This is a genomic window from Paenibacillus gansuensis, from assembly GCF_042684925.1.
GTDB classification, from domain to species: domain Bacteria; phylum Bacillota; class Bacilli; order Paenibacillales; family DY6; genus Paenibacillus_N; species Paenibacillus_N gansuensis.
In genome coordinates, this window is the sequence record NZ_JBHUME010000010.1 from 60,749 (window position 1) to 73,149 (window position 12,401).

A 12,401-nucleotide genomic window follows, 5' to 3' on the forward strand; every position below is an offset into this window, starting at 1 on the left:
CGTCATGCGCCGCCTTCTTCAATCCCGATAGATGCGAATGGAGTCCACATACAGCGCACCCGGTTGGGCGATCGGCTGTGCAGCTTCCACATAGATGGTCAGCAGTTCGCCTTTCCACAGCGGATTCACGGTCGGATCGATCGTGTAGGTCGTAAACCCGTCGTCACGGGCCGTCATCGTGAATGGCACCGTGCCCGTAAAAGCATCGGAGAAGGGTGCCTGATCATAAAGATTGATGGCGCCTTCCCGTACGTTCGACTTGTAACGGAAGCGCAGAAGCCAGTCGGTGATGTCCGTGTCGTTTTTTACCTTGAGCTCGATCTTCTGGCCGGGCTCCGCGAAGAAGTAGGCGGACCAGTTCTGGGACATGATGCGCGGGAGCCCCGTCTCGAAGCGGGCTTCCATCACACCACCGGCGATCGGGAATAGACCGGGTTTCGCCGGATTATAGAAAGCGTCGTACGTATAATCGAACTGCCAGGAAGCGAGCGTCTTCGGCTCTGTTACGGCGATATCGCCGATCTCGATCGCCCCGCTATAGCCGTGTCCGGTAACCGGTTCAATAACGAGCTGGTCGATCACTCCTTGCCAGTTCGCATTGCGTCCGATCGGGAACGCATAGGTGCGGTATTCGGCATCATTGGCCACAACCGGCACCAGAACGGACTGTTCGGGCTTCCAGACGCCTGCCGACTTCCAGGATACTTTCGCCATTGGCGAGCCGGTGCCGTTCTTCAGGCGGAAGGAAATCAGCTGCGCCTTTGAGGCGGCAAGCCGAAGCTGGTCCGGCGAGGTCAGCGACTTGACGCCGAATTGCAGCTCCGCATACAGTCGCCCTTCCGTAATTTTGGCCTGCTTGAAGCCGTTTTGCAGCGTCCAGCCCTGCAAACCGTGGTCCCCCGATTCGCTGAATGTCCACCCTTGAACCGTCATCTCGGGCGTCGGATGAGTGGCCATCTTCACCGCCTGCTTACGGACAAGAGCAAGCGGAGAAACGATCGGCTGACCGTCAATCTTGCGCACTTGAACCTTGTCGCCGGCTGCCGATTCCAGTTCCATTCGGTATACCCCTTCGGTTTGCGGCATGAAATGAATCCGTACGGCCGACTTTCCGGGAACAGGGGTAAAGGTCTGCGCTTCGCCGGCTGCCGACCACTGGTCCGTGCCGAGCTTCTTGTACAGCCTGAAGTTGAAAGCCGTGCCGGGCTTTACGCCCTCGATCTCGACGTCGACGCCGTTGAAAGGCCGCAGACTTTCGAATACCGCAGCCAGGGAGTCGGTGCGTTCGACCGTCACTTTGCCGGTGCGTTCGGAGCGGGCCGCCTGCTCCGTCACGTACCGATTCACCCGGTAAGCTAGGCTGCCGTCCGCCGCCTTGTACCAGCCGACGGATCCCTCCGGCCGATCAAGCACGATCCGGTAAGTATCGGTCTCCAGCGTGCCGGGGACAGGAATATGGAACCAGTCTTTATCCGCTGGATAAAAGTATTCCTTGGAGGTCACAGCCTTGAACGTGCCGCCGATCTTCTTATAGATCGTGCCGGTCAGGCTATTGGGCTCGTTATTCGCAGTCCAGACCGGAATTTCCACAGAGCTTACGGCTGTTCCCGGCGCAACGGTAAACTCCATGCTGAGGCTTTCCGTCAGCACTTCGGCTTCGCTGCCCGGCAGGCTGGAAGCCGCTTCTTCCTCCCGCCACTCGCCGGCAGGCACGAAGTTGATCTCGGCATAGCGGATCGCTTCTGTGCCGTCGCCCAAATCGTCGATGATCAGATCGTTCTGAACATCCTTGCCGCTATTGCGGGGCGAATCGGCCCAGTCGGTATCATGGAATACGGCCGTCTTCCACTGGCCGGTGCCGGTTTTCTGCACAGTGCCGAGCGTTTGCCAGGTGCCGTCGCTGTTATGGTACAGCGACAGGCTGAACCGGTCGGTGCCCTGATCGAAATAGTCGACACTGATCGTCGTGCCGTACATCGTGTTATACTGCTGGCGATCGTCCACATCGAACAGGATGCGTGAATTGCCCGCTGCGGTTATGACCGTCTTCTCGCCGTTTAGCGTTGTAAAGACCGGCGTGGCGCCCGGTGCGTCATATTGGCGCAGACCTTGCCAGATATTGCGGATCTTGACTAACCGCGTCATCCGCGCCTGCTCGCCGGAGAAGTCGCCGAGTCTGGCATACAATTTGGTGAAGACCGCCCGCCCCATCTGCTCGTGCGCATAATGGTAATAGGGGTTCACCTCTTTGGAGGCCACATCGTAAGGGAACATATACAGGCCGTCCACACCGTCCAGCATGGCGCGGTTGATGAACGAGATCGGATGCCCGAAGAATTCGTTCGTATTTTGTCCGATCGACGAGCCCGCTTCATAAATTGTTGGAATGCCAGGTTTGTGGCGCATGCGGTTCATCATATAGGAAGCATCCGTATAGGCATCCCACGTATCGTAGAGCTGGCTCATGCCGTTCTGCTTGATGCCGATGCCGCGTTCGACGGCGAGCTGAGCCACACGGCGGTAGATGAAGTTACGGTTGGTCTGCTCATGCAGGCCGTAGGCCATTTGGATCAGAAGCTGTTTTTCCGGAAAATACTTCTTGTACAGCTCCATACACCAGCGGATATGCTCCAGATACATGTCCTTGTTATAGCCGAGCGACAGCCACTGCGGATCGAGCGTGCCCTTCACATCATTGTCGAGCATTACTTCTTCCCAACGGCCGACGCCGCCGACGATGATGCGGTTGACGCCGGGATGGTTTGCGTAGCGCTCCGCCATCGCGCTGACCAGCTTCTCATATTTTTCCCGGAATACGGGATCAAAATAGTTGGGGAAGCCCGGAATCCTCAATACTTTGGGCGAGGCAAGCGGAACGGCATTGATATGGTCGAGCACGAGCGAACCCGGGCCGTCCATGCCCCAGACGATCTTGTAGGCGCCGGTCTTTCCCTGAAGATGGAAGGTGGCCGTCTTCGTGCCGGAGTCGCCCGCGGCGAGCGTCCACGAGTAAGAGATTGCCTCGCCAGCCGGATCGGCCGGCACAGCTTTCACCCACACTGTCGAGTCGGCAAGCGCCTTGACGTCAAATTGAACGGAGTACGAAAGGGGCGGCGTGATCGAATATACTGAAGATAGAAACCCGGGATGGCCTTCTTCCTCCGACTCCACGGCAAGCGACCTGCTGCCCGCAAGCACCAGGGACGGATCTTCCGTAAGAAGAGCAGGGGAAGACAGGGTATACCGATTGCGGCTCTGCTCAAAATCATCCCACTGGCCGTCGATAATGCGGCGGACATTGTACTTCCCGAACAGCCATTCCGGCGTTACGTCTGCGAGATTGTCAGCCGTGGCAAGGGCCAGCGTCACTTTCTTGCCCTGACTCGACCAATTGCGGATGCCTTCATCCATCAGTGTCCAGTTGTAGACACCTTCCACATGCTCGATCATATCCCAATGCGCGGCAACCTCCACCGTCGCAATGTCGGGATTAAGAACCCCTGCTGTCGATTCATAGGTGAACGTTTGGCGGGCCATATTCACGAAGCCGTGATCGGGCAGGCTTTCGACCGGAACCGCCGAGAATCCTTGGTTGCCTGCCGCTCTTGATTGAGGCGGAACAACCACCGACATCAAAACCGCCAAGGATAATGCCATGCCTGACCATGTTCTGCTGAATTTCACGAAATCAACTCCCGTAAAAAAGTATGGCCGGATTAGCCCGGCACCAAGTTCATTGTAATTTTGAATGTAACCGCATACAATCGTAATTCCTTGTGCTTTGGGTTGGATTTTGTGATGTGTACGATCTATAGCATCCGAGAGAGACAAAAGAACTTATCCCACTTATAGTTGTACGCGATTTCGACCGCATGGATGGAAGGTTTTTCTTACATATTCAGATGCAAGTGCTATCTCTTGTATTCAGCCGATTCGTACAAAACTGCGGCCGGAATGTACTAATGAAGGGAGTGCGGCTGTGGTACGATGGCAGGGAATTGTGATGAATTGCGATGTGAAGGAGGATTTTGCGAAATGGCGGTTTCTATACAGTTGGACGGAGGGCTGACCGAGCTGTTTGCTCCGGCTCCGGGGGAATTTTATAATTACGCGCCTTGTGTGGTTCAGACGGATGAGAACACAAAGTATGTCTTTTATTGTACGAACAAGGATTCCGGTATCATAGTGGATTACATTGGCTGGCGCAAGGGGACGAGAACGGACCAAGGATGGATATGGAGTGAGGAAACCCATGCGCTGGGGCCGGGTGACACCGGCTGGGACTGCATCCATGTATGTGATCCTGATGTGCTGAAGGGCGAGTTTTTGTATGAGGGGCATGTTTACGGGTGGGCATTATTCTATCTTGGCTGCGACCGGCTGGATTGCAATCATAACCAGATCGGGATGGCTTTTGCGGATTCCATTGAAGGGCCATGGGTAAAATTCAGCGGTAACCCTGTTGTTTCCGGAGCGGAGCTATATTGGGGCACCGGGCAGTGTTCCGAAGTTTCCCTAGATCGGAAGGGGAAATTCAAATTGATTTACCGGGACGCGGACGCTGCCGGTCATTATTATAAGGCGGCGGACTGCGACTTTTCCGACATGAGCAGTTATTTGGTGGGCGAGCCGGTTACACTGGGTCAGAACGGCATGCCAGCCGTGGATTTATGCATGTCGCATGTCGCTTACGACCCAATCCGGAACTTATATTATATGATGGCGGAAAAAGATTGGGACGGCACCGTCCGCTGCTGCCGCGAACTGGTTGTATCGGCGGTTGCTGCGGAGGCGTTGGACGGCACCGTTCCGTCCGAATGGACGACGCTTGCCGTGCTGACTGAGCAGATCACGGGCAAATACGGCAATCACAACCCCGCCATAGGCCGCGATCCATACGGATATATTGTAAACCCGGATGAGCTGGACATGTTTATCTCTTCAGGAGAACAGACTTATATTTGGTCGTTCCGAATCTGTGAGATTACAGGAAAATTGCAGGGTTGATGAAAACAACATGAATTTTTGTACAAACGCAGGAAATACCCTAGGGGGTATCCTGATCCAAAGAGTTCGGCTGCGCGGATTCAAACAAGGTAGAGGAAATATGCTATATTTAAGCAAAACAAACGTCACTTATGCAAAAAAAATTACTTCTCTATAATTTCATGAATGGCTGTCGATCCTCTGCAGTTCAACTGCTGATTTCCCCTCCTTCCATTCTACCGATTACCCTTAATTTGATGGTATTATGGTGGGGAGTCTGCCAAGGAGGTTGCAGGATATGCGAATTCTAATCGTCGAAGACGAGCATTTTGTTCGTAAGGGATTAATACATACAGTGGATTGGAGTGCTTACGGGTTTGAAGTTGTCGGCGAAGCGGACAATGGAGAGAAAGCGCTCCAGTTTTTAGCGCAGACCCAAGGAGGAGCGGATATCGTCTTTACCGATATTGCTATGCCGATCATGAGCGGAATCGAGCTGATTCGGGAGCTTAAAAGATCCTATCCGGCTATCCGTTTTGTCATCTTGACTTGTCATCAGGACTTCCACTACGTGAGAGAGGCGCTGCAGCTGGGTGCAATTGATTACTTAATTAAAACACAACTGGAGGACCGCATGTTTGAAGATGCTTTACAGCGAATCAGGCTGCGGCTTGAAGAAGTGAAAGGCGAATTTGTTCCTCTAATGCATGAGGAAAGAAAGTGGAGCATTGTATTACTGGAAAACAACGAGTTATTCAGGGGAACCTCTACCTATCCTTCGCTTGAAGCAATACTGGAGGAAACACGTGATAACGGGGCAACGATCATTGCTACCGATGAGCCGGTTGGGATCATCCAAGCTAAGGACCGGAATTTCTTGAGTCAGTACTTTTATTCCCGTCACTATTCTAAACGAGTATGGCTGTGGTCTTCTTCTCCAGAGGGAGACATGGATGTTCATTGGCAGCGAATTGAGTCAGAGTGGAAAAGCTTAAAATGGATTTTCTCCGACCTTGAGTGCAATGAGTGGTTTCGTCTTGTGGAGAGGCAGCGGCCCGAGAAAGACAAGCTTATTCAGTTGATTGAAAATACGCTTGCGGCGTTTGCGCTGGTTAGGTCAGAGCATGATGTGAACCCCGGCATTGCGGAAGGAGATCCCCTATTATTTTGGCATGACATGAAAAAACGAGTCAGCGGCCATTTTCTTCGTTCGACACTGCAGTCCTATACCAAGGACATCTGCCTTAGCATCTATAAGGCACTAGTTCTAATGTATGAACGCTGCAGCGACCCCCTTAATCAAGAAAGTGTAGCCCATCATGTGGGACTAAGCCGAGGATATTTTGGGCAGATTTTCCGGCCCATTACGGGAAGCTCTTTTCATGAAATGCTGACGATGTTCCGGTTGATGACGGCCGAACGCCTGCTTAAGGAGTCGGATGAACTGGTTTATAACATCTCAGAGCAGAGCGGTTTCAAGGACGAAAAATACTTCAGTCACCTGTTCAAAAGGAATCGGGGGCTTTCACCTTCGGAGTATAGGCTGAGGCATCGCAGGAGCGAACAAACGATTCCTACGCGGACAAAATTATGATAAAGCTGCGCAACAAATTTCAGTTCTACACCCTGCAGAGCCGCATTATGGCGATGCATCTCGTCACGCTTCTTGTCCCTATTGTTCTAATCGGCGGTATTTCATATTACTCTATCACCCTCGTTCAGCAGAACAAAATCGAGCGAGGGGTTCAAACCCATCTAAACGAAGTGCGGAATAAGCTGGAGAATGTGCTTGACAATATTGGTTATGTCTCAAAGCAGCTTGCCTTTGACGGAGATATCGGCCAACGGATGGAGCGTTACCTCAACCCGAATACGCCTTCTTTGGACAAGATCAACATCAAAAATGACATTGAGTCGAGACTTTCTCTCCTAACATATTCTAACCCCTCAATCGGAACCATGTTTTATTATATACCCGGTAATCAGTCCATACCCGACAATCAGCGTATACTTTTCTCTACATTACTTGTGAAGACGGACGCCGATCCGCTTGCCAATCCGGTGCTTGCGAGGGATTACCGCAGAATCCTCTACGGCCCCCACAAGAGTATGTATAAATACAGTGACCCTTTGGTTTTTTCAGTCATGGAGAAGCTGGAATCCATCAGCGGTATTCCCGAAAGCTATATTTATATCGAGACGAATTACAAAGTGCTCCAAACTCTTTTCTCAAACAGCGAGTACGGTTACCCAACCTGCAGCCTTATTCTGGACGGAGACGGCAAGGTGATGTATACGAGCAATCCTGACATGGTCCAGATCGGCGAACGGATTAATCCGAATTCAGAGCGTATTGGTGAGGGAGCCGATAGAATGCAATTATTTGTAGCACCCGGCAGCGGAGATTTGTACGTTGCCGAGCTGATCAGTCTGAAGGAACTGAACCGCGAACAATTTTTGTGGACTATTCGCTTTGCCATTATCAGTTCTTTGTCTATTCTGATCTGCCTGCTATTATCCTGGCGTTTATGGAAAATCATAGCCGACAAGCTTAATTTGTTCAAAAGAGAGATTATGCTGCTGGGCAACTATCAGTTCGATCGCCCGTTGACCCTCATTCATGTTTTGGAATTTGACGATCTAATTAAGAAGTTCTACACCATGCGTGAGCGTATTATGGAGCTTGTATCAGAAGTGGAGGAGAAGGAGAGGAACAAACGAAGACTGGAAGTGGAGAAGCTGAAGCATCAAATCAATCCCCATTTTATTCACAACACACTGAATACGATTCAATGGATTGCCCGAATCAACCGGCAGGATGAAATTGTGAAGCTCGTGTCGATATTCACGCGCATTCTTCATTATAACCTCGGTAAAGACGGGGAGATCGTAACGGTGCGCGAGGAACTCAATGCCTTGAACGATTACATTGCGCTCCAGCAAATTCGTTACGATCATCGGTTTCAAGTCGTTCTTGATGCGGACGAGGACACACTAGATCTGTGTATCGTCCGCTTTTTGATACAACCAATTGTGGAAAATGCCATGTATCATGCATTTCAGGAAAGTGACGGGACCATAACCGTAAGACTGTATGGCGACGATGATTCGCATTTCTTCATTGAAGTAAAAGATGACGGCATTGGAATGTCGGCAGCTACAGTTGAACAATTACTGGAGAGGGAAGAAGGGGAACGGAAAACGGGACTGGGTATCGGACTTCGATTTGTCAACCGTACCGTGAAGCAGTATTTCGGCGAGGAGTATGGACTGGAAATCAGAAGTGAGCAGGGCAAAGGAACTGTCATCAGCCTGCGAATTCCCGCCACACAAGCTCTACGGAGAACCGGCGGCGGAGGGGGACAATCGACAGCTGACCCATTGGATTAAGCCGTAAATGAGTGGCGATTCTCCTATCCCTTCCGCTCAGTTCTCTCTCTATGAGTAGGTGCTGCTGCGTGTAAACTGAATACGTAATCGACAAAGAAAGGTGAAAGGGGTTATGAAATGAGGAACAAACAAATGAGGCAATTCATGGCCATGGCCATGACCATGGTTGTCTCGTTAACCATTCTGTCCGCATGCAGCGGCGGGAACAACACTAATAACGCTTCGAATGCAGATGGGGAGCAGGGAAAGACGGGCACCAACCAGACAGTCAATTCGCAAAATCAGACTAACGAGGCCAATAAGCCGGCTGATCCGATGGCACCGTATGCAGAAACGGTATCCTTCACAACAGTAAGGGCTATTGATCAAAACCCGAAGTTCCCTGACGCCAATGTATCATGGGAGAAAAATCCCGTTCAGGATTACATCGAGAAGGCTTTAAACATTAAGGGGGATTTGCTTTGGACGGCTCCATCCGATGGAGAACAATATACCAAAAAGCTTGCACTGGATATTGCCAGCAACCAGCTGCCGGATATTTTTTATATAACGGGGAGCAATTCTCTGGCACTGCTAAATCAGCTTGTTAAGGGAGACATGATCGAGCCGATGGGTCAATGGCTTGATCAATACGGGTCAGACAAGGTGAAGGGCTATTATCAATCCAATCCAAATGCATTTCAGAATGTGATGTATGGCGGCAAAATGATGGCCCTTCCCGGTGCGGGCAGCGTCTCTAATCCTATGCTGGTATGGGTTCGGGAGGATTGGAGGAAGAAATTGAACTTGCCTGAGCCAACGACAATCGAAACTCTGCGTGAGAATGCGCTGGCGTTTACGAAGAACGACCCGGACGGTAACAAGAAGAACGACACCATCGGCCTGGCTGTGCAGAAAGATGCTTATATGGCCCAGGCGTTCGATCTTCATACTTTCGATGCGATTACCTGGTCAAAGCGGGCTTTCCCGATGTCATGGATTAAGGGGCCCGACGGTAAGGTAACTTACGGAGGCATACAACCGGAAGCAAAAAACGTCCTCGCCATCCTGAGGGACATGTACCAAGATGGTTCGCTTGACCCTGCATTCGGACAGAAGGACGGAGGAAAAACAACGGAAGATGCTGGAGCGGGCAAAGTCGGAATGGTATTCCAAGCCTGGTATGCGCCATATTACCCGTTGGGCAACACGCTCCGCAACGATCCTACTGCTGAATGGAAGCCTTACGCGCTGCTAAGCGATGACGGCAAGCTGGTCCATACGAATAATCCGGCTGACACAAGCTTTCTTGTCGTACGCAAGGGATTCAAACATCCGGAGCTGGCTGTCAAGCTGATGAACCTGAATACGGAAATCGGTGAATTCATGGTACCGGAGCTGCAAGACTGGTACGATGCGACGACTAAGGCGGGCACGAACTTCAGCGGAACTTACCCGCAATATATCAACTTCGGAGTCGGCAATCCGACAGACATCCCCGACAAGATTCGTTTGTATAAAGACATCGCAGCAGGCAAGGCCGATCCCGCGACACTAGACGGCAAGAAAACCGGGGACTGGAATGCAATCAAATATGAATTGGATAACCCGTGGGAAGCTACGCTGAAGAAATGGGATTCGATGAGTAAGGAAGATCAGGAGACGGCACTAAACAACCATATCGGATATGTAGCTTGGATGGAAGGCGCGGCAACGTCATGGGGGACTCACCCTGAGGAAACGCATCCAAATCTATTTACGGGTCAAACAGAGACAATGAAAACCCGATGGGAGAATTTAAAGACGTTGCAGACGCAGGCGTATTTCGAAATGATTCTGGGCAAGGAATCTATTGACCTGACATTTGACAAGTTCGTATCGGACTGGAAATCCCAAGGCGGAGATCAGATTACCCAAGAGGTTCAGGCGGAAATCGACAAGCGTTAAATAGGCATAGACCGGCATCAGGGCGGCGCCATCAGACAGCGCCGCTCTAATGCCGAAATTATTCGGCCGGATTGGTGGAGACATAGATGAGCAGACTTCTGTTCCGATTTTCAACCCTTCAATATATGCTGATGCTCCTTCCAGGGCTTGTCTTGCTGGCTCTTTTCAGTCTCAAGCCCATGCTCGGCATTCTGATTGCTTTTCAGAGCTATATCCCGGGTAAAGGCATATGGCATTCGCCTTTCGTCGGGCTCGACAATTTCAAAGTGCTGTTCAGCAGCAGCTACAGCTGGCAGGTTATTGAAAATACGATTATCATCTCTTTGGCCAAGATGATTGCATTTTTAATTATTCCTGTTTTATTTGCACTCATGCTGAACGAGTTGAAGTTAGTTTATTTTAAGCGCATGGTTCAAACTATTGTCTATTTGCCTCATTTTCTGTCCTGGGTCATAATCGCCGGCATCCTGAAGGATATGCTGGGGCTGGATGGGTTGGTGAATCAGTCGGTCATCATTCCATTGGGGTTCGAGCCTATATCTTTCCTTGGCAGCAATCTATGGTTCCGGCCAATTCTTATATCTACAGATGTATGGAAGGAATTTGGATTCTCGGCAATTGTATATTTAGCTGCGCTTACGAACATTAATCCGACATTATATGAAGCTGCTGAGATGGACGGGGCTTCCCGTTTACAGAAACTATGGCATATCTCGCTTCCTGGCATCTCGAGCACCATCGTTCTGCTAGCGACGCTTAGTCTTCAAAATGTCCTTAACGCAGGCTTTGATCAGATATTTAATCTGTATAATCCTACGGTTTATTCTTCGGGCGACATTTTGGATACATATATCTACCGCGTCTCCTTTGAACAGGTCAATTATGAACTGGCAACTGCGGTCGGGCTGTTTAAATCCGTCATCAGTATGGCACTTATCGTCACGGCCTATAAGCTGGCATCCCGATTTGCCGGATACCGTATTTTCTAGAAGGGAGCTTGGTTATGGGTACTGGCTTTATGAGAACTGTTCGTACGTTCGATGTCATTAATATACTGTTCCTATTGTTTATCTCATTGGTGTCCTTTGTTCCAATTCTTCATACTATAGCGCTATCTCTCAGCAAATCGTACATGGTCGAAGCCGGCATGGTCGGTTTCTTTCCGAAGGGATGGAACATTCATGCTTACGAGAGACTTCTCGATGATAAACAATTCCTGGTCTCTTTCTGGGTTTCGGTCAAGCGTGTTGCGCTCACTGTCGTATCCAGTTTTATCGTAACGCTGCTACTCGCTTTTCCCCTCTCACGGGATCCAAAGCAATTTATCCTTCGCAACCCGGTCATGTGGCTGCTCATATTTACACTGTTGTTCAATGGGGGCTTGATTCCCTTCTATATGACAGTTAGGGATCTGGGCCTGTACGATACGATGGGTGCCCTTGTATTGCCCATGATCGTCAATGTATTTAACGTCATTCTTGTCGTCAACTTCTTCCGGAGCATCCCCAAGGAGCTGGACGAATGTTCTAGCATGGATGGGGCGGGGCCCTTCCGCATGCTGATCAGCATATATCTACCCTTATCGCTGCCGGTTTTGGCAACTATATCCTTATTTTCCATCGTAAATACTTGGAACGAGTATTTGTTTGGACTCATATTTACAAGGAGTCAGGAACTGATGCCGCTGCAGACGTATTTACAGACCGTATTCGTGAAGCTGGACCCGACGCGCATGACGATCGAGCAGATCAAGGAAGCGGGTCTCATATCCAACAAATCGCTAAATGCAGCCAAAATCCTATTGTCTTTGCTTCCAATTTTCATTGTATATCCGTTCATGCAACGATTCTTTATCCATGGGATTGTGCTGGGCTCAGTCAAAGAATAAGTTCGGGACCGTTCCTGTGAACGGTCCTTTTCTATGGCAACGCAACCTGTGCCTGGTAGGGAATATGGCAGTTGAACCGTTCTTGGGAGTCGATCTTGACTTGAATGGATGCCAGTTATCGGAGGTGAATCTTGTATTCGTCCCTCCTTGATACAAATTATGCTGTGCTAAGATAAATTTGTTCTTCTGAATCTTATAGTCTAAAGAGAGG

The 12,401-nt window shown here is 50.3% G+C and carries 7 protein-coding genes; 6 read left to right on the plus strand and 1 reads right to left on the minus strand.

All coding sequences use genetic code 11. The annotated features are described in order from the left end of the window. Positions 1-18: 18 nt before the first annotated feature. Positions 19-3,831, minus strand: coding sequence for a hypothetical protein (locus ACFSUF_RS16895; RefSeq protein ID WP_377604576.1), 3,813 nt, complete (start codon positions 3,829-3,831; stop codon positions 19-21). A 204-nt stretch (positions 3,832-4,035) separates the two neighbouring features. Here ACFSUF_RS16895 and ACFSUF_RS16900 point away from each other — a divergent pair, with 204 nt between their 5' ends. The 6 genes from ACFSUF_RS16900 (at position 4,036) to ACFSUF_RS16925 (ending at position 12,190) form a co-directional block, all read left to right on the plus strand. Further along, on the plus strand, positions 4,036-5,007 hold the full coding sequence (locus ACFSUF_RS16900) for a hypothetical protein (protein ID WP_377604578.1): 972 nt from the start codon (positions 4,036-4,038) through the stop codon (positions 5,005-5,007). Between the two features lie 277 nt (positions 5,008-5,284). Next, on the plus strand, positions 5,285-6,580 hold the full coding sequence (locus ACFSUF_RS16905; protein ID WP_377604580.1) for a response regulator transcription factor: 1,296 nt from the start codon (positions 5,285-5,287) through the stop codon (positions 6,578-6,580). After that, the gene (locus ACFSUF_RS16910; protein WP_377604582.1) at positions 6,577-8,376 is read left to right on the plus strand and encodes a sensor histidine kinase; all 1,800 of its coding nucleotides are present in this window, start codon (positions 6,577-6,579) and stop codon (positions 8,374-8,376) included. The genes ACFSUF_RS16905 and ACFSUF_RS16910 overlap by 4 nt, the downstream gene beginning before the upstream one ends. A gap of 117 nt (positions 8,377-8,493) precedes the next feature. Beyond that, a complete protein-coding gene (locus ACFSUF_RS16915; RefSeq protein WP_377604584.1) occupies positions 8,494-10,302 on the plus strand; it encodes an ABC transporter substrate-binding protein in 1,809 nt (602 codons plus the stop codon). 86 nt (positions 10,303-10,388) lie between these two features. Then, positions 10,389-11,291: an ABC transporter permease gene (locus tag ACFSUF_RS16920; protein WP_377604586.1), complete on the plus strand. Its 903-nt coding sequence runs from the start codon at positions 10,389-10,391 to the stop codon at positions 11,289-11,291. A gap of 14 nt (positions 11,292-11,305) precedes the next feature. Then, positions 11,306-12,190, plus strand: a complete 885-nt coding sequence (locus tag ACFSUF_RS16925; protein WP_377604588.1) for a carbohydrate ABC transporter permease — start codon at positions 11,306-11,308, stop codon at positions 12,188-12,190. Positions 12,191-12,401: the final 211 nt, after the last annotated feature.